Origin of the sequence: Nocardiopsis sp. LDBS1602 (assembly GCF_035818715.1) — a bacterium.
GTDB classification, from domain to species: Bacteria; Actinomycetota; Actinomycetes; order Streptosporangiales; family Streptosporangiaceae; genus Nocardiopsis; species Nocardiopsis alba.
The window spans coordinates 81,221-107,308 of record NZ_JAYLVW010000005.1 but is presented as its reverse complement, the minus strand read 5'-3'; the positions used below and the strand labels follow the sequence as shown (position 1 = coordinate 107,308).

The following is a 26,088-nucleotide window of genomic DNA, read 5'->3' as shown; positions in this document are numbered from 1 at the left end:
GGCCACCGCCCCACGTTCGCCCCGAAGGAGGGGACCACGTGCGGGGGAGAACGGCAACCACCCCACGAAAGGCCATTAAGGAACAAATGGACATCAACCCCGATGAGCGTAACGCTTGCTCACAACGACTGACAATGGAGAGCACTTTTTCGGTCGGGCGTTTCGGCCTTCGGCCCACCGCCCACCTCTCCGGCACCGTGATACCCGGCACACGCGAAAAGGCCCGGCGCCCGAACGGGCACCGGGCCGGGCCGCGGACCCGAGGTCCACGACGAGGGGTCATCCTCCGTTACGGGCCTTGACCTCCTCCAGATAACGCTGGGAGGCCTCCTTGTCGAAGAGCCACGTCTGGTAGTCGGAGGGCTGGTCCCAGGCCTGGATCCACCGGTCGGCGATCTCCTGGTACTGCGCGGCCGCGTTCATGACGCTGGAGATGTGCTCGGGAAGGTCCTGCTCCCACATCGTGGAGGCGAACTCCGCCCACATCTGATTGTCCTGTCCGAATTTCCAGAATCGGTCGAAGGCTCCGACCAGGAATTCCTCATCGAACGGCCGCTCTCCGTGTTCGATGATGCTGTCCAGGTAGGCCTGGGCACAGCGCGTGGAGTTGTTCCAGGTCTGCCCCACGAAGGGGTCCATCGTCACGACCACGTCCGCCATACCCAGGACACGGCCGCCCGAGGGCAGCTTGCCCACCGGGTTGCGCACCTGCGGGGTCAGATCCTCCACCAGGGTGCTGCGCCCATCGATGAGCACCGCGTCCCGGATCCTCTCGAAGAAGTCCGGGGCGTACTTGCGCGTCAGGTCCTTCATCCGACGCAGCTGCTCCTCCGGGCCCGGCCGGTCCGGCCAGGCGTCCATCGGGCCGCCCTTCTGGTCGACCATGAGCAGACTGTGGCAGGGCCCCTCCTGACTCAGGATGGGGATGAAGATGATGTTCCCCGCCTCCTGGGTCACGGCGGACCAGCCGAGGTTCTCGTTCTCCCCCGGGTCGGGCCAGACGTCGTACATGTAGGCCTGCGCGAGGGCGCGCGGCCTGGTACCGCTGAACCGACTGTCGTCATCGTCGAAGAGCTGGCCGAGCTCCCCGTGGCCGACAGCGACGATGATCAGGTCGAACATCCGGGAGAAGTAGTCGAGGTCGGTCACCGTGACCCCGTGGATCACCACCCTGCCGCCCCGGTCCTCGAAGAACTCCAGCCAGTCGGCCATCTTCACCCGACGGTCCACCGAGACGCTGTAGCCGTTGCCCGGATGCGAGCGGCCCTGTAGGGAGGCGACGGCCTGCCCCTGGACGTACATGAACAGCTTCTGCTCGCGGATCTGGGGCGATAGGGCGCTCCAGAAGTCGAGGTCGAACTTCCGCTCATAGTCCAGGGCGGTGGGCAGGGTGAACTGGGAGATGGAGGGCTTCCCGGTCCTGATCTCCGGTGAGGACTGCCCCGTGATCACCGTGACGTCGTAGCCATGGGTCAGGAGACCGTGGGCCAGGTGCAGGCCGGCATGGCCGGCACCGACGATAAGGATCTTGCGCATATGTCGCTAACTTTCCTGGGAATCTACGGGGCGGTGGGAGGACGGACCCCCACCCGTCAGGCGACGGGCTCGCTCGCCCGGTTGTGCTCCAGCGCGTACCTCAGCAGCGTCTTGAGCACGTCGCCCCCGGACATCCGGTGCCGAGCGTCGAAGTCGATGATGGGCACGTCCGGACTGACCTCCAGGGCCTCACGGACCTGCTCAGAGGTGTAGTCGAGACGACCCTCGAACTTGTTGAGCGCGACGATGTAGGGGATCCGCTTCTGCGTCTCGAAGTAGTCGACGGCGTCGAAGGAGTCCGCGAGCCTGCGGCAGTCGACCACGACGACGGCGCCCACCGCGCCGCGCACGAGGTCGTCCCACATGAACCAGAACCGTGCCTGGCCCGGCGTACCGAACATGTACATGACCAACTCGTCGTCGATGGTGATGCGACCGAAGTCCATCGCGACGGTGGTCGTCGTCTTGTCGGGGGTGACCGAGGTGTCGTCGTGTCCGACGCTGGCCTCGGTCATTATCGCTTCAGTCGTGACCGGCGGAATCTCCGACACCGAGCGGACCAAGGTCGTCTTGCCGGCACCGAAGCCACCGGCGATGACGATCTTGCTCGACATCTTCTTGCGATTCGACCTGTTGTCACTGGAAAAGTCGTTCGAGACCACGAAGAGCCCTCTCCAGAACCTGGTTTTCGGACGGACTGCTGCCGGTGATGGTCGGGTGGATGTACACCAGGTCCTGCTCGGCCAGGTCACTGACCAGAACCTGGGTGACACCCAGCGGGATGTTCAGCTCGGCCGAGACCTCGGCGAGAGACCGGGTCTCCCGGCACAGTTTGTAGATATTGATCGACTCCGGCATGAGGGTGCCAGGAGGGTCCTGCCCGGGCTCGGACGTCGAGACCAGGGTCTGCACCATCAGCGGATGCCGCGACCGTGTACGCCCACCCGTGAAGGTGAACGGGCGAACACGATTACTCCTTCGCCTTCGGAAACTCATAGCCGAGGCAACCTCATTCCTGCCGAACCGTTACGGAAAACACCGTCGTCAGTTCTGGATGACCTCACGCAGCTGCGAGCGCAGCTGCGGCGTGAGCACATGGGCGACGTTGTCCACGAGCTTGGCCATCTGGAAACCGACGATCTTCAGCTCCGTACCGGGTGCGGTCAGCACCGCCATGCAGGAACCGTCACTGATGGCCATGATGAAGAGATGGCCGTGGTTGAAACGCACCAGCAGCTGCTCGCACTCGCCCCGCTGGAACAGTCCGGCACCGCCCACCGCGAGGCTGTGCAGACCGCTGGCGATCGCCGCGAGCTGCTCGGCGTGCTCCTCGGGGAAGTCGCTGGAGTGGGTGAGGACCAGGCCGTCGGAGGAGACCACCACGGCATGCTCGACACCGCGCACGTCGCGGACGAAGCGGTCGATGAGCCACGAGAAGTTCTCGACGCTGTCGTTGTTGGGTTCAGTCATGCTTGCGCTCTACCTGCCTCGGCCGAGTGTGTGTTCGCTGGGGGAATCATGGGCCCGCACACACGTGTGTGGGCCTTGGGTCTGAAGGTCATTCCTTGCCGTCCTCGAGGTCCTTGCCTTCGAGGGCCGCCCGTTCTCCGTCGAGGAAGTCGCCGAGTTCGTCGCGGATCTGTTCGGCTCGGGCCTCGCCGGTGAGCCTGGGAGGGGTGTCCTCCCGGCCCTTCGGCGGGGGCGGCGGGTTGTCGGAGAGGGCCCCGGGGTGCGGCATCATCCGCAGCGGGGAACCGTGTGGTGTGGCGCTGCGACGGGGCAGTCCCGCGGAGGTGACCGAGGAGTTCCCGCCCGAGGCCGCCGGAGAGGCCTTGGGGCCGCTGTTGCCGCCGGCGCCGTTGCCGGTGGTCCCGTTCGCGCCGCCTCCGTAGGAGGGCTGCTGCGGAACGGTACGGCTCGCGGGGGTGTTGGTCGCCGGGGTCGTGGAGGTCCGGGCCTGGCCGGGCTGTCTCGTCGTGGCCACGCGGAGCAGATCCTTGGGGATGATCGTGTAGGCGCTGACACCGCGGAAGGAGCGGGACTCCAGGCGGGTCTCCAGACCGTGCTTCTGCGCGATCCGGCTGGCCACGTACAGACCCATGTGTTTGGGCACCTCGTCGTCCAGGACCGGCTCGCCGTCCAGACGGCTGTTGAGCTCGACCAGCTGGGCCTCGGGGATACCCACGCCCTCGTCCTCGACGATGATCATCAGGCGACCGTCGTCCATCTCCTGGGCGCTGATCACCACCTGGGAGTGCTCCGGGGAGTTCGCGGTGGCGTTGTCCAGGAGCTCGGCGAGCAGGTGGCTGATGTCGTCGGCGGCCAGACCGGTGATGGAGGTCTGCGGAAGCTTGCCCAGACTGACCCTGGGATAGTCCTTGATCTCCGAGGTCGCGGCGCGTGCGACGTCGAGCAGGGGCACGATCTCGTCGTGCGCGTCGGACTCTCCACCGTCGTGCCCGGTCAGCACCAGGAGGTTCTCCCCGTTACGTCGCATACGGGTCGCGAAGTTGTCGATCTGGAACAGCTTGTCGAGCAGGTCCGGGTCCTGGGCGTCGGTCTCCAGGGACTCGACCATCTCCAGCAGGGCGTCCACCAGGGAGAGGTCGCGCATGGCCAGTCCGGCCAGCGCCTCGTTGAGCAGCTCTCCCTTGGAGTCGCGCAGCACCTCGGAGACGGCCTCGGCCACCTCGGCCTTGGCCTTGGCGATCTCGTCCTTCTCCGAAGCCACCTCGGTCGAGGAGTCGATGTCCTCGGCCGCGCTCGGGGAGGGCGTCTCCTCCTCCGTCTTCGCGCGGGACTCGTCGGTGGACTCCTCCACCGACTCCGACCCGGTCAGGGCCTTGTTCTGGGCGACCTCCTCGGAGGCCGTGGTCTCGCTCCGCTCGGCGAAGAGGGTGGCGGCCGACTCCGCGGTGATCACCTGCGGCTGCTGGCCCGCGCTGAGCACGATGACGTGCTGGACGGGCTGGCCGTAGGGGTGGAACTGACCCGGGTAGACCACCGGCTGTCCCGGAAGGACGTAGCCGGGCGGCTGGTAGGGGGCCGGGTAGGCGTTCTGGTAGGCCACCAGGGGGTGCGGGTACGGGGCCGGCTGCGGCGCGGGATAGGGCGGCACGACCGGGTAGTCGACCCTCTGCTGGTAGGGCGACGGGTAGTGTGCGGGCGGGGCGTGGCCCTCGTGCCGCTGCGGCTGGTAGGGGGCCGGCTCGTGCCGGGCCGGGTAGCCCTGGCCCTGGTGCCCGTAGCCCGGGGGCACGTGCCCCTGGAAGGGGTGACCCTGCTGGGCGTAGGGGTCGTAGGCGGGCGGCGGGCCCTGAGGGGCCGGCTGCTGCGGGTGGTGCGCCGGCGGCTCTTGGCCGCGCGGGTCGTACGCGGGCTCGCTCGGGCCCGCGTAGGACGAGGGCGCGGGGGCTCCCTGCGGGATCGGGCGGTCCGCTTCGGGGCGAGGGGCGCCGGAGGCCTCGGGCATCGCGACCTCCGTGGGCTGGTGGTGGGGCTGGGGCTGCGTTCGCTGCGCGGGCTCGGCGAGGAGCCGCGCGGGTTCGACCGGGGGCGCGGACGGGCCGGGGGTCGGCCGCTGTTCGGTCGTGGGGGGCACAGGGGCCTCGGGCCGCTCTGTGCTCTCTGGTGAGGAGGGCGTCTCGGTCATGGTGTCCGTGGTGGCGAGGGTGGGCTTGCTGCGTGGTTCGGGCTCGTCGAGGCCGACACCGCGCCACTGACCGACCGGATTGGCGCCGGTGTCGACATCGTCGACCTCGACCCGCCTGGTCGTGTAGGGATTCGGTACGCTCACCCGGGATGTGGGGCGGTAACCGTTCTCGGCGGACGCGGAGAAGGGTCCGGTGGGGGGCTCCGTCGCGGATGTCTCCTCGCCGTCCGACTTCCGGTCGGGGCTGTGCGAGTGCGGATGCACGGGCTTATGCACGGGATGTCCTTGCTCGGTCTCCGGTGACGGGGGTTCCTGGGACTTGACCATCCGGGAGATGGCCCGGCGGAACCTTCCTTCACGCCTGGCTCCACGCCCATCCTCCGTCGACATCATCTTGGCCAGGGGGAGGTCATCGCGCTCATGCGGTGACTGCGCCTGTGCCACAATCTCGTCTCCTCGAATCAGGTGGGCGGATTGGCGGCGGCCCCGCACCACCGCCCTGACCAGGGAGGAAGCCATCGGGGGCCACGATCGGTCCCTGGCGGCCAGGCGTCCCGATCGTCGGGGGAACGCCTCGACGGTTTCGGTGGGGCCTCGGCGTCCGTCGCCGCGAGCGGCGACCGGACCCCTGATCCGAAGGACAAGAGTACGCACTCCGCCCAATTCCTGCTCTTCCACCGGGAACCGTCGTTCGGTTCGCCAGACTAACAAAGGTCGCCCGCCTTGACAGAAGAATCAAAGAAGCACTGAAAAAGCACCCCCCGAGACCCTTGTGACGTGCGCGAACAGCGTGGGATCAGCATCCCGAACAGAAGCCTTTTGTCCGATTTGCACTATTTTGTCCGGTTCTCGCCAAGAGTCATCACCTTGTGACCACCAACACCTTCCCTTCTTTCCCAACTCCCCCAAGGAACCTCCGCACCCCGCCTACCTGGGCACTTCCTCGAAGGCCTCCCGGAGACCCCTCTCCCCCACCTCGAAAATCCTTTCCGCCTCATCTCGAAAGATGAGACGAAACCCCGATCCTCTCAAGGAACCGGGTCCGCGAGAGGCCCGGACGGGCCCGCGTCCGGGTCTTCCTCCACCCCCGAGGACGGCCCCGCCCCCTCGATCCGCTACAGGCCGGTCTGGCCCGGTGCGGCGTTGACGAGAGCGGCCATGTTGCCGGGAGGCTGCCTGTTGTCCCGCAGGAGCTGGTGGGCCTCACCGATCTCGTGGAAGCCCACGACGCGGGTCACACAGGGGTCGAGGCGCCCGCTCTCGACCAGATCGATGACCATGCGGCACTGGGCCGGCGAGGCGAAGTGGGAGCCCTGGAGCCGCTTGAGGCGCATCCAGAGGAATCGGAGGTCGACGTCGGCCTGGAAGCCCGAGGTGGCCCCGCAGATCACCACCATGCCGGAGTTGTCGCACAGGTACAGGGAGGTGGGCAGGGTGTCGGCACCCGTGTGCTCGAACACGATGCGGGGGGCGCGCCGCTCCCCGAGCTCGGCCCAGAACCTCTTCCCGAAGGAGCGCACACCGCGCATCCACTCGGAGTAGGCCTGGATGTCGCCCTCGTCGGGGACACGGCCCCAGTGGTCGAACTCGGTGCGCAGGATGGTGCCCACGGCTCCGAGCTCACGGCACACCTTCGCCTTCTCCTCCGTGGAGACCACGGCGACCGGCTTGCCTCCGACCATGCTCGCCAACTGGATCGCCGAGGTGCCCAGACCACCCGCGCCGCCCCAGATCAGGACGGGGTCCCCGGGACGGACCACGTTGGGCTCCCAGCCGAAGAGCTGACGGTAGGAGGTGGCGGCGCTGACCAGGAAGCCTCCGGCGACGTCCCAGGGAAGGTCGGCGGGCTTGCGATGGAGCTGGACGTCGCGGGCGAGGGTGAACTGCCCGAAGGACCCGTGGTTGTTCTCGTACCCCCACACCCGCATGGTCTTGGAGGCGATGGGATCGCCGCCCATGCGGATGTCGTCCGCGGTCTCGTCCCACTGCCCGGGGGCGATGATGACGTGGTCGCCGACCTCGACCCCGCTGACCCCCTCGCCGACGGCCCAGACCACCCCGGCCCCGTCGGAACCGCCGACGTGGTAGTCCTCCGTCTCTCCGGCCTTCTCCCGCGCGGCGATGACGTCGGCGGGGTGCCCCTTGGCCGCCCAGATGTTGTTGTAGTTGATCCCGGCCGACATCGTCCAGATGAGCACGTGCCCGGGCCGCAGCTCGGGTACGGGGACGATCTCGTGGGCGAAGGCGTCGCGCGGCTCGCCGTAGCGCTCACGCCGAATGGTGAAGGCGTGCATTCGCGCGGGCACGTGGCCCAGGGGCGGCACCTCTCCGAGTTCGTACAGGTCCTTGGGCATGGTGCACCGGTTCCTTTCGAAGGTCGGGGGGATGAGGCGGGGGCGAGGGGACGAAATGGAGCAAGGGAAAATGCGCGTGCCAATGCACACTCTCAACGAACACGAGACTACCTACATTCATCTCATACGCGCATAAACGGTCTCCGACAGAACAAAATTCTTATGGACCGTAATCGACGTTATGCGTCCCGAACACGACGAAGGGGCGACCGCCTCGACGGTCGCCCCGACGTCCGGCCCCGACCGGGCCGTCCGTCCACGGTCAGTCCCGGACCGGCTTCAGCTCGCCCTGGATCAGCGCCAGGATGATGTGGTTGTCCTGGTACTGCTCGTTCTGCGAGGTCGGGGTGTCCACCGGGAACTCCTCGACCCGCTTGCCCTCGATCGCGGGCGAAAGGTACTTGTACGTCCAGATCGGGATGCGGGGCAGCAGCTCGTTGAAGACGATGGACAGCGCCTTCAGGGCCTCCATCTGCTCCTCGTCGCTCTCGGCCCGCTGAGCGGTGTCCACCAGCTCGGCGAGGTCGACCTCCCCCTGACTCGGGCTCTCCACCTGAAGGTCGAAGCCCTGCCCCGGGGAGTCCTCCGTGCCCGCGTTCTCCGTCAGGAAGTTCATCTGGAAGGCGCCCCAGTAATCGGGCTGCTCGGGGTTGCCCCAGTGGCGGACGGCGACCTCGAAGTCACCCGCGCCCCAGATGCCCCACGGGTTGTCCTCCGGCACGTTACGGGCCTCGGTCTTGATCCCGAAGTCGTTCCACGCCTCCTCGACCTGGGTGGCGGTCAGTTCGAAGTCGCCCCAACCCGCGACACCGATGACCTCGAAACTCGCCTCCTCACCGTCCGGGAGGTACCACCTGCCGTCCTCCTTGGTCCAGCCGGCCTCCTCCAACAGCTCCGTGGCCTTGTCATGGTCCTGGTCGAAGTTCTCGAAGTCCGCGAGCTCCTCCGAGGTGAAGATCTCCTCGGCCTGGATGTCCGCGAGACCGGCGTAGTACTCGACCCGGCTGTAGGCCTCGCCTCGGGCGACCTGACCGATCTGCTCGCCGTCGAGGATGTAGGCGAGCGCCTTGCGCACGCGTACGTCCTGGACCTCGGGCTTGGCCTTGTGGTTGAACATCAGACCGACACCGTCGTAACCGGCGTGCTCGATCCAGCGGAAACCCTCCACGCTCTGGAAGGCCTGCTGGTCGGCCGCGGAGGGCGCGAGACTGGAGTAGTCGACCTCTCCCTGCTGCACCAGGAGCGCCGACTGGCGGTTGTCGCCCTTGTGGATGACGACCTCGTCGAACTCGACCTCGGTCCCCTGGTAGCCGTTCTCATTGCGCACCAGGGTGATGCGTGCGTCCGACATCTGTGCCTCGTCGAACATGTACGGGCCACTACAGACGATCTCGTCCGGGTCGAACTCGATGAACTCGGAGTTCCATTCGGCGTGCTCGTCGTCGCCCTGACGGACACCGTCGTTGACCATCTCCAAGGCTCGTTCGCCGAAGTTCTCGTACGTGACCTTGGAGACGACACGGTGCTTGATGATGCTGCGTTCGATGTTGGGGAAGGGGTTCTCGAAACCCACGCGCACGCTCTGGTCGTCGAGCTTCTCCAGGTCCTGGACCTGGGGGAAGCCGAAGCCCCACGGCGGGGCCTCCAGGACGCGCATCGCGTAGCTGCGGATCATGTCGTCCGCGTTCAGGTCGCTGCCGTCGCTCCACTTCAACCCGGAACGCAGGGAGACGATGAGGTCGTCGCCGTCCCACTCGTGCCCTTCGAGCAGGAGATAGTCCCACTCGTGGGTGCTCCAGTTGAAGACTCCGCCCGGGCACAGGAAGAGGTCCTTGTACACGGAGTTGAGCAGGAGCGCCCCGTCCTCCCGGTGGACGTTGCGCGTCATGGAGTCGAGGTCGAAGTCGAAGACCCCGGTGAACTGTGTGGCGCCGGAGGTGGAACCGCCGCCCGCGGAACAGGCGGAGAGGGCCCCTGCGCCCGCCGCTCCGGCCGCGCCGAGGCCGACGGCCTTGAGAAGGCGGCGCCTGCTCAGGTCTTGAAGGATCGCGTTGCGCGGGGGGTAGGAGGTCATTCTTGACGCTTCCTTTCCAGAAGGAGGGCGAGCAGACCGAGGGCGAGGACGACCAGGCCGATCCCGATCGTGACGACGCTGATGACGAACTCGGCTGTGCCGGGGGATGTGAACACGGCCATGAGGGTGCAGGCGAGGACGAGGAAGACCCCGACGAACAGGCCGAAACGGCCGATGAGGAGCAACACCGCCCTCACTCCCTCGTGACGACGTGGCAGGCGAGCGACCGATCGTGGGCGCGCTCCAGCGGCGGCCGTACGGCGTCGCAGTCGCCCTCCACGTAGATCGGACAACGCGGATGGAAGTCGCAACCCGGAGGCAGGTCGGTGAGGTCGGGGATGTCGGCGCTGCGCAGCCGCACCCGTTCCTTGTTCCGTGCCAGGTCCGGGTCGGGTTCGCAGACCGCGGAGATCAACGCCTTGGTGTAGGGGTGTCGAGGATCGTTGACCACCTTGGGGGTGGCGCCCTGTTCCACGACCTTGCCGAGGTACATGACGGCGATCTCGCCGCGCCAGGCGAAGTACTTCGCCACGGCGAGGTCGTGGGTGATGAACAGGAAGCCGACACCGAGTTCGTCGCGGAGCCTGCCCAGGGTGTTGAGGAGGCTGACCCGGATGGACACGTCCAGCATGGACGTGGACTCGTCGGCGATGATCACCTCGGGGTTCATCGCCAGGGCCCGGGCCACGGCGACGCGCTGACGCTGACCGCCGGACATCTGGTGGGGGTACTTGTCCAGATAGTCCTCGGCCGGGGTGAGGTCGACGCGTTCGAGCAGCTCGATGGTGGCGCGTCGGGCCTCCTTGGCGTCCTTGACCAGCTTGTGGCGGCGCAGGCCCGCGGAGACCGTGGAGTAGACGGTGCGGACCGGGTTGAGGGAGGCGTAGGGATCCTGGTGGATGTACTGGACGGAGCGGCGGAAGGCCGCCCGCTCCTTCCGGTCCATCTCGGACACGTCCTTGCCCCGGTACAGGACCGAGCCCGACGTGGGCTCGGAGAGCGCGGCCGCCATGCGCGCCGTGGTGGTCTTGCCGCAGCCGGACTCGCCCACGAGGCACAGGACCTCTCCGGGGCGCACTTCGAGGTCGACCCCGGCCACCGCCGGGACCTCTCCCCGGGGCGTCTTGAAGATCTGCCGAGCCCCCTTGAGCGCGAGTACCGGGGGTTCGGCCCGGATCCGGTCCTCGACCGCCCCTCGCGCGGACGGGTCCGCGCCGGGAGGGCCGTCGATCGGAGCCCGGGAGGTCGTGGATTCGAAGGTGCGGTCAATCACGGGAGACCCCCTCGGCGTGGAGTTCGGCGTCGGTGGCGCGCAGGCAGGCGGCGGCGTGGCTCAGCCCCTCGCCCCGGGGGGTGAGCACGTCCAGGGAGGGGCGACCGGTGGTGCAGTCGGCGATGGCGAGGGAACAACGCGGCGCGAAGGAGCAGCCGGGCGGAAGCGAGGTCAGGCTGGGCGGCCCGCCGGGGAGCGACTCGGGGACGTGGAGGTCGCCCACGACCGGAGGGACCGAGTTGATGAGCGCCGTGGTGTAGGGGTGGCGGGAGCGGTAGAAGATGTCGCCGGTGGTACCGGTCTCGATGAGGCGTCCTGCGTACATCGTGCCGACGCGGTCGGCGAGCTCCGCGGCCAGTCCCAGGTCGTGGGTGATGAAGATCATCGAGAAGCGCAGCTCCTCGCGCAGCTCCGCGAGGCGTTCGACGATGGAGCGCTGGGTGAGCAGGTCCAGGGCGGTGGTGGGCTCGTCCAGGATGATCAGCTGCGGTTCGAGCGCCAGGGCCAGGGCGATGAGACTGCGTTGACGCATACCGCCGGAGAGCTCGTGGGGGAAGCTGCGCAGGACCCGGGAGGGGTCGAGGCGGACCATCTCCAGGAGCTCGGCGGAGCGTTCCACGATCTCCTTGCGAGGCCGTCGTCTCCCCCCTTCGTGGGCGCGGAAGGTGTCGACGAAGTGGTCCTCGATCCGCAGCACCGGGTTGAAGGCGTTCATGGCGCCTTGGAAGACCATGGCCGCCTCGTTCCAGCGGAAGCGGCGCAGGCGTTCCTTCTCCAGGGTGCGTACGTCGACGCGGGTGCCGTCCTTGCGTCGGAAGAGGATCTCTCCCTTGGGGACCACACCGGCGCGCGGGAGCAGACGGAGCAGGCCGAGCCCGAGGGTGGTCTTCCCACAGCCGGACTCGCCGACCAGGGCCATCGACTGTCCCGGATGGAGGTCGAAGGAGACGTCGTGCACCGCGGTGACGTGGCTCCGACGTCCGGTGCGGTAACCGACGTCGACCCCGCGGACCGACAGCAGGGCGCCCTCGGAGGGGTCCGGGGCGGTGGGGAGGTCGTTCACTGGGCTCACCTGTCCCGGAGTCGGGGGTTGAGGGCCTGTTCCAGGGATCGGGTCATGGTGACGAGCCCGATCTGGAAGAGCATGATCATGACCATCGGGGCGATCAGGAAGGGCGCCGCCTGGGGCAGGAGGAAGGCGTTGTTGTCCCAGGCCTGCTGGATCATCAGGCCCCAGTTGTCGGCGGTGCTGGGCAACAGGCCCAGCAGGTACATGCCGACCACGGCGTAGATCGCGTTGGTGATGGCGATGATGAAGTTGATGAAGATGTAGCCCAGCATGTTGGGCAGCACCTCGACGAAGATGATCCGGGCGGTGCCCAGGTCCTGGAGGCGGGCGGCCTCGATGAACTCGCGTTCCTTGAGGGTGAGCACCTGCGCCCGGATCGATCGCATCAGGAAGGGCCAGGTGACCAGACCGATGATGAAGGAGACCACCATCGGAGAGGAGGTGCGGTAGAAGGACGCGATGACCAGCATCAGGACGATGAACGGAATGGTCATCGTGATGTCGGTGAGCTGGAGCAGCAGGTGGTCGATCCGGCCTCGGACGTACCCGGCGACCGCGCCGAGGACGACGGCGATGGCGACCGTGATGAGGGCGGCCATGAAACCGACGAGGATGGGTTCGCGCCCGCCCAGGACGAGCTGGGTGAAGGTGTCCTTGCCCTCGTGGTTGGTACCGAGCCAGTGCTCGGCGCTCATCGGCCCCCAGATCCTGGAGACGTCCGTGGGGTTGTGGTGGTCGATCAGCAGGGGCCCGACGAAGGCGAAGAGCAGAACGCCGATGACCAGGCAGAGTCCGATGAAACCGCTGGTACTCCGGGTGATGCCCTGCCAGATGGTGCCCCAGACCCCGGTGGCGGGCGCCGTGGTGGTGACGGCCATGGTGTCGTCGTCCCCCTCAGTTCTGGATGCGCGGATCGAGCCTGCTGTAGAGCAGGTCGGAGACGAGGTTGGCGATCACCACGCACGAGGTGATGATGATGAGCAGGCCTTGGAGCAGCGGGTAGTCGCGGTAGTTGACCGCGTCCAGCAGGAGTCCGCCGACCCCCTTGTAGACCAGGACCTGTTCCACGAAGATCGCGCCGCCGACGAGGGTGCCGAAGGAGATGGCGATCTGGGCCACCAGGGGCAGGACGGCGTTGCGTCCGACGTAGGCGGTGGCGATGCGCGCGTCGCGCAGACCGCGGGCGCGGGCGACCGTCACGTAGTCCTCGCCGAGCACCTCGGTGGTGGAGGCCTTCATGATGAGCATCCAGGTGCCGATGATGGCGAGCACGTAGGTGATGATCGGCAGGGCCGCGTGGAAGAACGCGTCTCCGATGAAGACGAACGAGAACTCCGGCCGGACCCCGGGGCTGAGCGTGCCCCGTAGTTCGATCGGGTTGAACCACCCCAGGTACATGCCTCCACCGACGACGAGCACCATGGCGATGAGGTAGTTGGGGATGGCGCCCAGGACCGAGGCGACGACACTGAGGACGTGGTCGACGACCTTGTTGCGCTTGTAGGCCATGACCATGCCCAGGGCCAGGCCCAGGGAGATGGCGATGAGCGTGCCGACGCCGATGCTGAAGAGCGTCCAGGGGAGATAGGCGCCGATGGCGTCGGTGACGCTGAATCCGGGCCGGTTGATGGTGCCGCCGAGGTCGAAGGTGAGGATCCCGGTGATGAACTCCCACCACTGCTCGTAGAGGGGGGCGTCGGGGTCGTAGGCGAGCGAGTGCATCGCGATGGCGCGTGCCTCGTTCATCGACATGCCGCCCTGGGTGAGGCGGCCCGCCATGACGTCGATCGGGTCGCCCGGCATCGCGCGTCCCAGGAAGAACGTCACGTTGGCCACGACGAAGACCACGACGGCGGCCTTGCGGACCTTGACGAACACGTAGTTGCGCCAGATCCGTGCGAGGAGGGGTCTGGACTTCCGGGGGGCGGAGGGCCCCGAATCACCGGTCTCCGGTGGTGGGGCGGCCGCGAGTTCGGTGGCCACGGGGCTCCTTCGGGCATGGGGGGACAGCTGAGGTGAAGGGACCTCTTTCATCTATTAGGAAACTTTCCTAATAGATGATCACGGTAACGCCCCTCATGTGGCTCACACCACCCTCGTGACCAAAAGGCGTCTTTCGTGCGACATGATCGGCATCACAAAAAGAACAAAAGATGACAAACAGCCCAGAAGGCAACAGGAGAAACGTCCTCATTCGGCCATTGGACCGAGTGATGACATTTGTGAGTGTTCGAAGACAGGGTCCGATTCGTACGGTTGCCGCACGACCACACCGCCGGGGGTCTTCCTCTCCCCCGCGGCATCCGAGAGAACGGAGGAGACCCCCGTGCCCCCGAAACACCCGGCCGTACGCGGAACCGCCGCTGTCCTGGCCTCCGGGCTGACCCTGACCCTGATCGCGGCCTCACCGGCGACGGCCGACGCCCCTCTCCCCGAGCCCGCCCTCTTCCACGAGCAGGAGATCGACTGGACCCCTTGTGAGGAGGAGATCCTCTCCTCCCTGGAGTGCGCGCGCGTCGAGGTCCCCCTCGACTACTCCGACCTCGACGGAGAGCGCATCGAACTGGGCGTCCTACGTATCCCCGCCACCGACCCCGAGGCCGCGCGCGGGGCCCTGTTCCTCAACTTCGGCGGCCCCGGCGGCCCGGCCCGACTCTCCGCCACCGGCTACGCCGGAACGGAGCTCAACGAGGTCTACGACATCATCGGCATGGACCCGCGCGGCGTCGGCGCCTCCACACCGCTCGACTGCGGTGTCGATTTCCCCATGATGGGCCCACGGCCCACGGACGCCGAGGTCTCCGCCCACACCCGCGAGACGATCCGCTACAGCCGGGCCTGCGACGCCGCCCAAGGCGAACTCCGCCGGCACATGACCACCGCCAACACCGCACGTGACATGGACGTGGTCCGCGCCGTCCTGGGCGAGGAGAGGCTCAACTACCTCGGCTACTCCTACGGCACCTACCTGGGCGCGGTGTACGGAAGTCTGTTCCCCGAACGCCTGGACCGCAGCGTCCTGGACAGCGCGATCGACCCGGACGAGATCTGGCGCGCGACCTTCATGAACCAGGCCCCCGGCTACACCGAGGGGGTCGAACGATACGCGGAGTGGATCGCCGAGCAGAACGACGAGTACGGGCTCGGCTCCACCACGACGGAGGTCATGGACACCTTCCACACGACCTCGGCCCGACTCACCGAGGAACCCCGTACCGACGTTCCGGGGATGGGCGGCGAGGCCTACGATGGGGCGTTCTTCGACGCCTCGGCCGGCGAGTACGCCCGTTACCAGGAGTCCTGGGCCGAGACCGCTCCCTTCCTGGCCGCGCTCGCCCTCGAGGAGAAGGAGGTGCCGCCTCCCCCGCTCCAGAGGGAGCTCCCCGACATCGACCCGACTCTGTACGCCTCCAACATGGACCTCTTCTCCGCGCTGGTGTGCGAGGCGGAGTGGCCGCGACGGATCTCCACCTACCGGCAGGACGTCCGTGAGCACCGGGAGCTCTACCCGTTCGGGGTCGGAGCCTTCTTCGCCGCGGTCCAGAGCTGTACCTTCACCGAGTATCGGCCGACCGAGGCTCCGGTCGAGGTGACCCGGGACGGTTACGAGCCGGGGGTGATCATCGGTGGCGAGTTCGACCCGCAGACCCCGCTCGCCGGGTCGGTGAGCCTGGCCGAACGGCTCGACGGCCCGCTGATCACCGTCACCGATGACGGGGCCCACGGCTTCTATCTGCCCGGGGTCGGCGCTCAGGACCCGTACCCGTGCGTGCGGGAGAAGGTGGACTCCTACCTGATCGACGGGGATCTGCCCGACGATACGACCTGCCCGGGTCGACCTCGACCCACGTCGGTCACCGACGTTCCGGACGAGGCGCCGATCGCACCCCTCTGGGAGCCGGGCCGACCGCTCCCGCAGGCCGGGCCCGTACCGACGGCACCGATCGGCTGAGTTCCGACCGTCCGGGCTCCGGGGAACGGAGCGGTGGCCCGCGCCGAATCGGCACGGGCCACCGTGTGGTCGACGTCCGCCTCGAGGGTCAGGGCGTCCTGGTCCTCTTCGCCGAGGGTCAGGGGCGTCTCGATGGCGAACGGCTTCTCGTTCTCGAAGGTCTCCGGCTCCTCCGTCTCGACGATGGCGGTCTCCGGGGCAGGGACGGGCTCCGCGTCATCGTGGGAGGAGGGAGGGGGCGACGGAAGTCCGCGTTCCGAGAGGGTGAGCGCCGTGCCCACCGCCGTACCCGGGACGAGGTGATCGCGCTGGGGACGACGTGTCGCGGACGGCATGCTCACTCCATCGGTTCGCTCGTAACGGGACCGGCCGAGGCTGGACGACCGGTACATCAGGAGCAGACGCGTCCGAAGCGAGAACGGTTCCGCCCGAACACGAATTCTCTCCGTGTCCGGGATACGAGCTAGCGGCCGGCGCCTTCGAGGGTGCCGGTCGTGGTCTCGTCCGGGAGCATGACGTAGCAGAGGATCTCGCGGTCGCCGGCCTCCCAGCCCGCCTCGATCGGGGTCAGGTACGAGGCGTAGATCTCGGAGACCGCGTAGTCGACGCCGACGAAGTCCATGAAGGGCTGGCCGTAGCAGGCCTCCTCGGCGGAGGCGTTGACCGACTCCGTGCCGGGGAAGTCGCCCTCCGGGAGGATCTCGCTGTAGAAGAACTCGGAGTCGTGCGGCTCCGAGCAGTCGACCACGGGGACGCCCTGGACCTCGGAGCCCATGAGGGCCGAGTTCATCTCGGACTCGTTGAAGCAGTCACCGACGGTGAGCTCCATCACGTTGTTCTCGTTGGAGCCGACGCTGCCGGCGCCGGAGTCGGTCCCGGTGGTGCCACCGGAACCGCCGTCGGCGCCACCGGCCGCCTCTTGAATGATGGACTGCGCGATCCCGCAGGAGGACAGGGCGAAGGCGGCCGCGACGGCACCCACGGTGAGGGAGATGTTACGGAGGGCAGGGGAGAGAGCGGGCATTGATGGCTCCGGTCGGGTCAAGGGATGTGAGAGGGGGATGGCAGGAAGACAATTCACCACACAAGCCCTGACTGTCAATCCGATTCAGCCTGGTCACGGAGGGGCCACGGGACGAAACCCCATGTGGCGTAACGATCGGGACATGTGCGAAGAACCGAAAAGAACTTTAGAGGAGGGTAAGGACAGAACCGACCGACGGCCCCCCGACAGTCTCCCGACAGCCCCCCTGAACACGAAGAATCCCGGCCGGTGGGCTTCGCCCTCCGACCGGGATCATGTGGTGCGCCATCAGGGACTCGAACCCCGGACCCGCTGATTAAGAGTCAGCTGCTCTGACCAACTGAGCTAATGGCGCCCGCTTCCCGCCGAGACCTTCCGGCTCTCCGCGGCAACGAACTCAACTCTACAGGAACTTCCGAGCGGCTCGCGCCGTTCGCCCCCCTTCCTCCGATGTTGTGCTCCAGACCACGCGAGGTGTTCGACCACGTCACATGCCCGAACCCGTGGGACGACGAAGGGCCCGGACGACGGAAGTACCGTCGTCCGGGCCCTTCGGCTCCGGTGCGTCATCAGGGACTCGAACCCCGGACCCGCTGATTAAGAGTCAGCTGCTCTGACCAACTGAGCTAATGACGCCTGTTCCCCGCCGAGGCCTTCCGGCTCTCTGCGGCAACGGAGTTAACTCTAGCAGGGCCGCGGAGTGGTCGCGAACCGTTCGCGGGGCCGGCCTGGGTCGGCCCCGTCACGGGGTGGCGTCCGTCAGGAGAACGCCAGGACCAGGGCGACGATGATCGCGATGGCCAGAAGCACACCCACACCCGCCAGCACCAACGGCAGGATGGGGCGGCGCGGGGCCTCCTCGGGCTCGGGGTTCTCGTCGACGAAACGGCGGAAGTGCTGTGTGGTACCCGCCGGGTCCATGCTGGGATCGTTGTTCTGCGTCATGGGGTTGACACTAGCGACTCATGGGACCACTGAGCACCCCTCACCGAAGATCCGGTCGATCTCACAACCGTTCGTTGACGGAACACATACCCGGGCCCGCCTTTCGGATGACCTTCGGTCCTCCCCCGCACCCGACGCCCCGCGACTGAAAACCGAACGTAAGGCCCGTGCCGCACACTCAGGTCGGGTGCTCGGCGCCCGACCGGTACTTCCCCGCGGCCGTGCCCGAGCCCAGGGGCCCGGCGCGCAGGACCGCGGCCATCCTGGCCGTGGGAGAGACCCCGCGCGCCGGGTCCACCCGTTCCACCAATCGCACCAGTTCCTCGGCGTCCCGCTCCGGGTGGGCGTCCAACCAGGCCACGGCCATCCTCAGCGACAGCGGCAGCCGTCCGGCCAGCTCCGCGACCCGACGCAGCGTCTCCCCTCGGTGCCGGTCCGTTCCCAGGAGCGAGCGCAGCAACGCCACGGCGTCCTCCGTCTCCAGAGCTCCCACGGGGAGCGCTCGGAGCCCGTCCCTGACCAGCAGGTCCGTGAGCCAGTTGCGGCTGGTCACCACCGCCGCGCTGCCGGGTCCGCCCGGCAGGAGTGGCCGCACCTGGCGGGCGGTCGCGGCGTTGTCCAGGACCACGAGCACCCGCCGCCCGGCCAGCAGGGAACGCAGACGGGCCGCCGCCTCCTCCGGCTCGTCGGCCCCGATGTCCGAGGGACCGGTGCCCACCGCCCCCACCGACAGCGAGCGGACCAGGCGTCGCACCACCTCCCCCGGTTCGCGTGGCTCGCCGTCCGCGTCGCGCAGGTTGACGTAGAGCTGGCCGTCGGGAAAGTGAGAGGTCACCGAATACGCCCAGTAGAGCGCGAGAGCGCTGCCTCCCGCCCCCGCCGGGCCGCGGACCAGGACGCTCCCGGGGGTGGTCGAACAGGGGTCGACGAGACGATCGAGCTCGGCCAGGGCGTCGGCGCGTCCGATGAGGCCGCGAGGGGCGGCCGGGAGTTCCGCGGGCACGAGGCCCCGCCTCCCCCTGCCCCCTCCTCGGACCGTGCGGGCGTGGACGTCGCGGTGGGAGCGCTGGCGGGGCACCACTGATCGTGGGACGCCGTCCCCGCCCCGCAGAGCCCCGGCGGGGAGGGGCCCGTGCTCGGGCCGATCGTCCAGATCCCCCCTCAGGACGCCGTGGAAGGTGTCCTGGAGTTCCCGCCCCGGATCGACGCCGAGCGCCTGGGCCAGAGCCGCGCGGGTGCGCGAGTAGACGCGCAGGGCCTCGCTCCGACGCCCGCAGCGGTAGAGGGCGATCATCTGGACCCGGACGAGGGGTTCACGCTGGGGGTGGTCGGCGGTGATGGAGGCGATACGGGTGGCGACCCTCTCGTGCTCACCACGTGCCAGGGCCGCGCCGAAGCCGGTCTCCGCCACGCGCAGCAGCTCCTCGTGGAGCGGCGGCACGTCGTGTTCCCTCAGCAGGGGCGAGTCGATGTCGGCCAGCACAGGGCCGCGCCACAGTGACAGGGCCTCGCCGAGCAGGTCGGCGTGGGCGTCGGTGTCCCCCCGGTCCGCCGCGAGATCGGCCTCCCGCACCAGGGACCTCAACGTCAGCAGGTCACTGCGATGGTCGTCGAGCTCGATCCGATAGCCGCCGTCGGAACTGTGGATCAGGGGGTGTCCCAGGGTCTGGGCGAGCAGGGCCCGTACCCGGGCGACGTGCACCTGGAGCGCTCCCCTGGCTGCGGGCCCCGGTTCGTGCCAGACACGGGCGATGAGAGAGGCCGTGGAGACGGTCCTGCCCGCGTTGAGCAGCAGGGTCGCGAGCAGCGCTCGACGACGTTCTCCGCGCAGGCTCAGAGGGGCACCGTCGACATGCAGACCGAACCGCCCGAGCAACCGGACGTAGAGGCCCTCGCGGGCGGGTTCGGGGGATCCGTTGTCGGCCACCTCGCCCCGTGTCCCCGCCGGGCCGAACAGCGACACCGCGTTCTCCTCCCCTGACCCCGATGCGGTGGGAACGCGACCCTGTGCGGCAGGGCGCGTCACCTGGACCCCAAGCGTCCCGCCTGAACTGGGATTCCGCAATCAGAACGGGGATACTTGCCGCACGGACCGTCCCTTGAAATCCTTGAATCTCCCGGTTTTTCCCGTCAGCGCGTTGACTCTGACCCTTGACCGAAAGAAACTTTCATCCATGGCGCAAATCCCGAAACCGATGGGCGAACGACCGAGCCGGGGGGAGGCCCCCGCGCCACCGGCCCCGACCACGGTGCTGAGGATCCGGTCGCTGCTCCCCTCGCTCGCCCCCGCGGAACAGCGGGTGGCCCAGCGGGTCATCGACGACCCCGAACGCGCGGCCGCTTCCTCCATCACCCAACTCGCCAAGGACTGCGCCACCTCCGAGGCCACCGTCATCCGCTTCTGCCGCACCATCGACTTCAGCGGATACCGCGAACTGCGGCTGGCCCTGGCCACCGAGGCCGGGCAGGCCCGGGGCGCCCGGACCAACATCCCCGAGCTCGCCGGCGACATCAACCCCGACGACACCCTGGTCACCGTCGTCCAGAAGATCGCCTACACCGACGCCCGCGCCGTGGAGGAGACCGGGGCCGCCCTGGACGTGGAGGTCCTGCGCACGGTCATCGACGCGCTGGCCAACGCCCGACGCATCGACGTGTACGGCGTGGGCGCCAGCGCGTTCGTGGGGGCCGACCTCCAGCAGAAGCTGCACCGGATCGGTCTGACGTCGTTCGCCTGGTCGGACGCGCACGTGATGTTGACCAGTGCCGCGCTCCTGGAGGAGAGCGACGTGGCGATCGGCATCTCGCACAGCGGCACCACCATCGATACCGTCCAGGCGCTCACCGAGGCCGGACGCAGGGGCGCCCGGACCGTCGCGATCACCAACTTCCCCCGCTCCCCCATCGGCTTCGCCGACCACGTCCTGACCACGGCGGCGCGCGAGACCATGTTCCGCTCGGGCGCCACCGCCTCCCGGCTGGCCCAGTTGACGGTGGTGGACTGCCTGTTCGTGGGTCTGGCCCAGATCCGCTACACGGACAGTCGCACGGCCCTGGAGACCACGTACGAGGCGGTGCGCGGCCTGAGAATGCACGAGGACCGCAGACGTCGCCGGAACGAGACCCCCGATAAGAAGACCGAGAACCCCACCGGCAACGACGACTGACCCTCGACCCGCGTCGGCCTCTCCCGGAACCCCTCCGGGCCCGGGGCCGACGCCACCGGATGGAAGGACGAGCCCGGGTGCGGACCGAACAGGAGACCCCAGTGCGCGGCGGTAGTGACGGACAGCGACCGGACCGGACCGGACCGGGAGGAGACGAGGCCGTGATCGTGCGGTCTCCCACGGAGGCCCGGAACTCGGGCACCTACGACATCGACCTGCTCTCGGCTCTGGAGATCCTGCGACAGATCAACGCCGAGGACACCACGGTCGCGGCGGCCGTGGGCGCGGTCCTGCCCGAACTGGCCGAGGCCGTGGAGCTGGGGGTGAAGGCGCTGGAGTCGGGCGCCGCCATCCACTACTTCGGGGCCGGCACCTCGGGGCGGATCGCGGCCCAGGACGCCGCGGAGCTGCCGCCCACCTACGGGGTCCCTCCCGAGTGGGTCGTGGCCCACCACGCGGGCGGCGGCGACGCCCTGACCAAGGCCCTGGAGGGGGTCGAGGACAGCCGGGAGGCGGGGCGGGCCGACGCGGCCGAGGTGCCGGAGGGCTCCCTGGTGGTCGGTCTGGCCGCCAGCGGCCGCACCCCGTACGTGGGGGGCGCTCTGGAGGCGGCGCGGGAGAGGTCGTGCGCGACCGTGCTGATCAGCGCCAACCCGGACGCGCCACTGGCCTCCTCCGCCGACGTGCACGTGGGTGTCTCCACGGGCGCCGAGGTGATCGCGGGATCGACCCGGATGAAGGCCGGCACGGCGCAGAAACTGTTGCTGAACTCCTTCTCCACCGCCGTGATGGTGCGGATGGGTCGGACCTACTCCAACCTGATGGTCGGGGTGGACGCCACCAACGGCAAGCTGCGAGGACGCGTGGTGACGATCCTGGTCGAGGCCACCGGCCTGTCCGAGGAGGCCTGCGCCGAGGCGTTGAACGCGGCCGAGGGCGACACCCGGGTGGCCCTGGTGTCGTTGCTGGCCGGGGTCGACGCCGAACGGGCGACGTCCGCCCTGGACGTGGCACGTGGACGGGTCCGGGTGGCCTTGGGCGAACTCGGTATCTGACCGTCGGGCCCGCGTGCTCACGGCACGCGGGCCCGGTCGGGTCAGTCGTCCAGGATCGCGTCGATCAGACCGAGCGGAGGCGCGCCCAGCGCCAAGAGCTCACGGTGGAACCGCTGGAGGGAGAATCCGCTCCCCCACCGTTCCCGGGCCCGTTCGCGCAGCGCCAGGATCTCCAGCTTGCCCCAGGTGTAGCGACCGTAGGTGGGGTCGAAGGTGGCCCTCTGGGCCTCGGCCAGCGCGGCCGGTCCCTGGAGGGGCGTGTCCTCGACGAAACGCGCGGTGGCCTCCTCCACCGTCATCGAGCCGGAGTGCACGCCGATGGCGACCGCCAGACGGGTGACCCGGATGAGCGCCTCCAACCACACACCGATCTCGAAGTGGTCGGCGGTCCAGTCGGGGTCGCCCAGACGCTCGGCGGCGTACTCGCCGAACCCCTCTTCGACGCACACCTCCTCCACATAGTGCGCCCATCCTTCGACGAACGACATGGAGGGCAGGGCCCGTCGGACCGGGCTCTGGAGTCGACGCAGGGCCCGTCCGTGCGAGTAGTGGCCGGGGGCCACCTCGTGCACGCTCACGGCGGGCAGCGTGGTGTGGCTGAACATCTCCAGCCACTCGTCGGCCTCCTGCTCGGACCACTCCGGGTCCGGCGGGTTCACGTAGTAGAAGGAGGGGGTGTCCCTCTCCCACGGCCCGGACCAGGCCATCATCGCGGTCGCCCAGCGCTGGGCCGGCGGGGGCACGTCCACCCGGCACTCGCCGTCGCTGTAGGGCGCCAACCCGCGTTCGGCGGTGAACTCCAGGCAGAGTTCGGTCCAGCGTCGCGCGGATTCCAGGACACCCTCGGTGTCGGGGTGATCCCGGGTCAGCTCGCGGGCGACCTCCAGCGGCTCCCGACCGGGTGCCAGGCGGCCGGTGGCCTCGGCCAAGAGGGCGCGCAGACGGTCGCGTTCGGCGTCGGCGCGCGCGGCGAGGTCGGTCAGGTCGACCTCCATCGCCTCGGGCGTCCCCATCAGGCGGGCGAGGGCCTCGCCGCCCAGGGAGACGTCCTCCGGGCCGTGCTCCGCGGCGTGCTCCAGGTGTGCCACCAGGCGCGCGTGGGCGGCGAGGGCGTCACGGCGCACGTCCTCGGGCATCTCGTCGGGCAGGGAGCCGGAGAGCCCCCGGGCCGCTCCGAGCAGGGACTTCGCGGTCGGAGCGCCGACGCGGTCCAGGGAGGCGATCGCGTGATCGACCAGACGGGGCCATAGGCGCAGGTGGGCGATCCGCGCCGCGTCCCTCTCGGCTGCCGGGGCGTACTCGCGTTCGTAGTCGGACAGGTCCATCCCACCAATGTGGACGAGCGGGTTGTCCCGATGTGACTGGAGTTCCCCCAGTTCGTAGCGGAGACCGTTCTCGAAGGCGGTCAGGTGGGCCTCGTCGCGCGGGTCCTCGAGGGGGTCGCCGCCCAGACGTTCCAGATGGGCGCGGACACCTTCGGGGGACAGGTCCGCGGCCGTGCCGTCGTACTCGTGCAGCCCCGCGTGCCCGCGCATGGCGTCGGGAAGCAGTTCCGCGATGGCCCTCAACCTCGAGGGGAGTTCCGGATGGATTCGTTCGGACATGCGGTGACCCTAACCCGGGCCTTTCCCGGAGGGAAAACCCTTATCGGGGCCCGGCCGCCCGCCCCGGCCCGATCGGGAACCCCGGCGCCGCCCCACGCGTCTCCCCTGGTGTGAAGACCTCCGAACCCTCCTCTCCCGATCCCGACGACGAGGCCTCCCGGAGCGGAAGAGGGCCCACGCCGCGCCACCGGATCCTGCTCTGGTCGGTCTCGGTCCTGGTCCTTCTGGGGTGCGCGCCGTTCCTGTGGCAGACGGCCGCCACCGCGGAGTACCGGTACACGGTCGACGACGTGCCCGAACGCCCGGTCGGCGTGGTGCTGGGCGCCGGGGTGCGCCCCGACGGTCTGCCCAGTCATCTGCTGGCCCAGCGGCTGGAACTGGCGGTCGAGTTGTACGAGGCGGGGCGGATCCGGGCGGTCCTGGTCACCGGGGACAACGGCGAGGAGCATTACAACGAGACCGACACCATGCGCGACCACCTGATCGCCGCGGGGGTCCCGCCGGAGCGGATCGTGGGAGATCACGCCGGGTTCAACACGTGGGACTCGTGTGTACGGGCCCGTGAGGTGTTCGGGGTGGAGGAGGCCGTCGTGCTGACCCAGGAGTTCCACCTGTCACGGAGTGTGCGACTGTGCCGGGCCGCGGGGATCGACGCCGTCGGGGTGGGCGACGACAGCATGCGCGAGCGCACGACGGCCACGGTGTACGGGTGGGCGCGCGAGGTCCCGGCGGCGGTCTCGGCGCTGGGCAAGATCCTCTTCCGCCCCGATCCGCGGTTCCTGGGCGACTACGAGCCCGGTGTGGACGAGGCCCTCGCCGAAGCCGACGAGGCCGAGGGGGCGGACCGCGGCTGATCGGGTGCCCGTCCCGGCCGAGGCCGCTACGGACACCCGACCGGGCACCACCTTCTAGCGTCCGCCGAAGAGCCTTCCGAACAGTCCACCGGGGGCGGGCGCGGCCTGCGCGGGGCTCTGAGGGGCCTCGGGCTCGGGCTCGTCGTCGGGCTCCACGCCGACCAGGGCGCGGTACTCCTCGGCGTTCTCGGGGAACGCCCAGGCCGCCAGGGTCGCGGTGAACTCCTCGTCCTCCCAGGCGTCGTCGGGGAGTTCTCCGATGGCCCACAGGACCTTGAGGGTCTCCTCGTCGTAGTCGGCGCGGGTGTGCTCTTCGAGCGTGCGCTCCTTGGAGCGGGGGCCGAGGACCAGTTCGAGGCCGACCCCGGCGACCAGGGCGCGGGACTCCTCGTCGCTCTTGAGCAGGTCGGGCAGGATGTCGAGACGCAGGCGGCGGGAGCGGTCTCCGGCCCTCCCCAGCGCCAGGAGGCCCAGGACCTGGGGCGAACGGTTACCGCAGTGCGGCCAGGACTCGTTGAAGAGGCCCTCGTAGCCCATGGAGGTGCCGCCGCCCCGCCCGATCCGGCGCAGCCCCTCGCGCGGGGTGTTCTCTCCGTGGATGAGGACCAGGGCGACGGAGGCGGCGAAGGAGTTGTAGAGGTTCCCGCCGGCCATCTGATGGGTCAGGCCCACGGTGAGGTCGACGTCGGTGGGGTCGCCGAGCAGACCGAGGGCGAACAGTTCGGCGGGCAGGGGCTCTCCGCCGCTGCCGAGCGCGGCCTGCCTGATGGCCTCGCTCACCGAGGTCGCTGAGGCGCCCGGGGTGGGGCGCAGGTCCTTGGCGAGCAGGACCTGGGAGGCCGAGGTGATCTCGGAGACGATGCGCTCGGACTCGGTGGGCAGGAAGGCGAGCAGGTAGCTCACCCACTCCCCCGCCCGGTCCATCCCGCTGCGGTTCCTGTCGTCGTGCAGGAGGGCGACCAGGTCGGGGACACGGGCGAGCACGGCCTCGTAGGTGTCCAGTTCGGCCTGGAGGAGGGCGACGCCGTCGTCGGCCTCCAGCACCGCGAGACGGTTGCGCATGCGGTGGTGGTGCTGTTCGTCGGGTGCCTCCTCGCTCCAGGTCCGGTACTGGGCGCGCACCTTCTCCAGGTCGTTGGAGGAGGCCCAGGCCACCTCGTCACGCCACTGCGCGAGGTCGGTGGTCCGGGGAAGACGGTCCTCCGGGTGCGCTGCGACCAGTTCCAGCAGGAGGCTGAGGGGACGCCACCGGTCCATGTCGGAGGTCTCCGGGGAGACCGCGAGGTCGACGAGGCGGTCGACGACCTTGGGCGCGGCACGGTGGCCGGGGGCGGGGAAGCGGATGATGTCGTGGAGGTCGGACAGCGCGCCATCGCTGGTCGCGGCCGTTTCGAGCAGCTCGGGGATGCGTTCTCCGCCCTCGGGCGCGAGGGAGGCCCAGTCGACCTCGGCGGTGTGGTCGTGTTCTTCGTTTCCCGTGGTCGCGTTCATACGCCGATTATCCCGGCTCGGGAGGGGTGCGCGTATCG

The 26,088-nt window shown here is 68.9% G+C and carries 21 protein-coding genes and 2 tRNA genes; 4 read left to right on the top strand and 19 right to left on the bottom strand.

Translation table 11 applies throughout. From position 1 onward, the window contains the following. Positions 1-279: 279 nt before the first annotated feature. The 12 genes from U9J66_RS17465 to U9J66_RS17410 form a co-directional block, all read right to left on the bottom strand. Positions 280-1,536 carry a styrene monooxygenase/indole monooxygenase family protein gene (locus tag U9J66_RS17465; protein WP_161111401.1) on the bottom strand — a complete coding sequence of 419 codons (1,257 nt, stop codon included), beginning with the start codon at positions 1,534-1,536 and terminating at the stop codon, positions 280-282. Positions 1,537-1,592: 56 nt separating this feature from the next. Then, entirely contained in the window at positions 1,593-2,150 is a 558-nt protein-coding gene (locus U9J66_RS17460; RefSeq protein ID WP_014909992.1) for a GTP-binding protein, read from the bottom strand. Positions 2,151-2,172: 22 nt separating this feature from the next. Beyond that, the gene (locus tag U9J66_RS17455) at positions 2,173-2,532 is read right to left on the bottom strand and encodes a DUF742 domain-containing protein (RefSeq protein ID WP_077689177.1); all 360 of its coding nucleotides are present in this window, start codon (positions 2,530-2,532) and stop codon (positions 2,173-2,175) included. A 48-nt stretch (positions 2,533-2,580) separates the two neighbouring features. Continuing rightward, a complete protein-coding gene (locus tag U9J66_RS17450; RefSeq protein ID WP_014911173.1) occupies positions 2,581-3,006 on the bottom strand; it encodes a roadblock/LC7 domain-containing protein in 426 nt (141 codons plus the stop codon). Positions 3,007-3,094: 88 nt separating this feature from the next. Further along, positions 3,095-5,332 carry a sensor histidine kinase gene (locus tag U9J66_RS17445; protein WP_326338167.1) on the bottom strand — a complete coding sequence of 746 codons (2,238 nt, stop codon included), beginning with the start codon at positions 5,330-5,332 and terminating at the stop codon, positions 3,095-3,097. A 971-nt stretch (positions 5,333-6,303) separates the two neighbouring features. Further along, positions 6,304-7,542, bottom strand: coding sequence for a crotonyl-CoA carboxylase/reductase (ccrA, locus tag U9J66_RS17440; RefSeq protein WP_014909323.1), 1,239 nt, complete (start codon positions 7,540-7,542; stop codon positions 6,304-6,306). Between the two features lie 262 nt (positions 7,543-7,804). Beyond that, positions 7,805-9,616 (bottom strand): ABC transporter substrate-binding protein, encoded by a 1,812-nt coding sequence (locus U9J66_RS17435; RefSeq protein WP_014910890.1) that lies wholly within the window; start codon positions 9,614-9,616, stop codon positions 7,805-7,807. Then, positions 9,613-9,804 carry a hypothetical protein gene (locus U9J66_RS17430; protein ID WP_014912382.1) on the bottom strand — a complete coding sequence of 64 codons (192 nt, stop codon included), beginning with the start codon at positions 9,802-9,804 and terminating at the stop codon, positions 9,613-9,615. Before U9J66_RS17430 ends, U9J66_RS17435 begins: the two co-directional genes overlap by 4 nt. Before the next feature lie 5 nt (positions 9,805-9,809). Continuing rightward, a complete protein-coding gene (locus U9J66_RS17425; RefSeq protein ID WP_161111399.1) occupies positions 9,810-10,889 on the bottom strand; it encodes an ABC transporter ATP-binding protein in 1,080 nt (359 codons plus the stop codon). Next, positions 10,882-11,952 carry an ABC transporter ATP-binding protein gene (locus U9J66_RS17420; RefSeq protein ID WP_017535586.1) on the bottom strand — a complete coding sequence of 357 codons (1,071 nt, stop codon included), beginning with the start codon at positions 11,950-11,952 and terminating at the stop codon, positions 10,882-10,884. The genes U9J66_RS17425 and U9J66_RS17420 overlap by 8 nt, the downstream gene beginning before the upstream one ends. 5 nt (positions 11,953-11,957) lie before the next feature. Then, on the bottom strand, positions 11,958-12,836 hold the full coding sequence (locus U9J66_RS17415; protein ID WP_014908405.1) for an ABC transporter permease: 879 nt from the start codon (positions 12,834-12,836) through the stop codon (positions 11,958-11,960). Positions 12,837-12,852: 16 nt separating this feature from the next. Further along, positions 12,853-13,941 (bottom strand): ABC transporter permease, encoded by a 1,089-nt coding sequence (locus U9J66_RS17410; protein WP_326338166.1) that lies wholly within the window; start codon positions 13,939-13,941, stop codon positions 12,853-12,855. A gap of 343 nt (positions 13,942-14,284) precedes the next feature. Here U9J66_RS17410 and U9J66_RS17405 point away from each other — a divergent pair, with 343 nt between their 5' ends. Then, positions 14,285-15,910, top strand: coding sequence for an alpha/beta hydrolase (locus tag U9J66_RS17405; protein ID WP_326338165.1), 1,626 nt, complete (start codon positions 14,285-14,287; stop codon positions 15,908-15,910). Between the two features lie 463 nt (positions 15,911-16,373). On the opposite strand, the gene U9J66_RS17400 is transcribed toward U9J66_RS17405, so the two are convergent. The 5 genes from U9J66_RS17400 to U9J66_RS17380 form a co-directional block, all read right to left on the bottom strand. Next, on the bottom strand, positions 16,374-16,934 hold the full coding sequence (locus U9J66_RS17400; protein ID WP_017535583.1) for a septum formation family protein: 561 nt from the start codon (positions 16,932-16,934) through the stop codon (positions 16,374-16,376). A gap of 278 nt (positions 16,935-17,212) precedes the next feature. Further along, positions 17,213-17,289: transfer RNA gene (locus U9J66_RS17395), tRNA-Lys, on the bottom strand. A gap of 207 nt (positions 17,290-17,496) precedes the next feature. Next, positions 17,497-17,570 (bottom strand) — tRNA-Lys (locus tag U9J66_RS17390). Between the two features lie 123 nt (positions 17,571-17,693). Continuing rightward, the gene (locus tag U9J66_RS17385; RefSeq protein ID WP_026125184.1) at positions 17,694-17,879 is read right to left on the bottom strand and encodes a hypothetical protein; all 186 of its coding nucleotides are present in this window, start codon (positions 17,877-17,879) and stop codon (positions 17,694-17,696) included. A 178-nt stretch (positions 17,880-18,057) separates the two neighbouring features. Next, positions 18,058-19,842, bottom strand: a complete 1,785-nt coding sequence (locus U9J66_RS17380; protein ID WP_017535582.1) for an AfsR/SARP family transcriptional regulator — start codon at positions 19,840-19,842, stop codon at positions 18,058-18,060. Positions 19,843-20,053: 211 nt separating this feature from the next. On the opposite strand from U9J66_RS17380, the gene U9J66_RS17375 reads away from it, so the two are divergent. After that, positions 20,054-21,046: a MurR/RpiR family transcriptional regulator gene (locus U9J66_RS17375; protein ID WP_026125183.1), complete on the top strand. Its 993-nt coding sequence runs from the start codon at positions 20,054-20,056 to the stop codon at positions 21,044-21,046. Between the two features lie 77 nt (positions 21,047-21,123). Continuing rightward, on the top strand, positions 21,124-22,101 hold the full coding sequence (locus U9J66_RS17370) for an N-acetylmuramic acid 6-phosphate etherase (RefSeq protein ID WP_161111395.1): 978 nt from the start codon (positions 21,124-21,126) through the stop codon (positions 22,099-22,101). Positions 22,102-22,142: 41 nt separating this feature from the next. Here the strand turns inward: U9J66_RS17370 and U9J66_RS17365 are convergent, their stop codons facing one another. Next, positions 22,143-23,705, bottom strand: coding sequence for a DUF885 family protein (locus U9J66_RS17365; protein ID WP_326338164.1), 1,563 nt, complete (start codon positions 23,703-23,705; stop codon positions 22,143-22,145). Between the two features lie 110 nt (positions 23,706-23,815). Here U9J66_RS17365 and U9J66_RS17360 point away from each other — a divergent pair, with 110 nt between their 5' ends. Further along, positions 23,816-24,559 carry a SanA/YdcF family protein gene (locus tag U9J66_RS17360; protein ID WP_017535579.1) on the top strand — a complete coding sequence of 248 codons (744 nt, stop codon included), beginning with the start codon at positions 23,816-23,818 and terminating at the stop codon, positions 24,557-24,559. 54 nt (positions 24,560-24,613) lie between these two features. Here the strand turns inward: U9J66_RS17360 and U9J66_RS17355 are convergent, their stop codons facing one another. Then, positions 24,614-26,050: a hypothetical protein gene (locus U9J66_RS17355; protein WP_326338163.1), complete on the bottom strand. Its 1,437-nt coding sequence runs from the start codon at positions 26,048-26,050 to the stop codon at positions 24,614-24,616. Between the last annotated feature and the right edge of the window lie 38 nt (positions 26,051-26,088).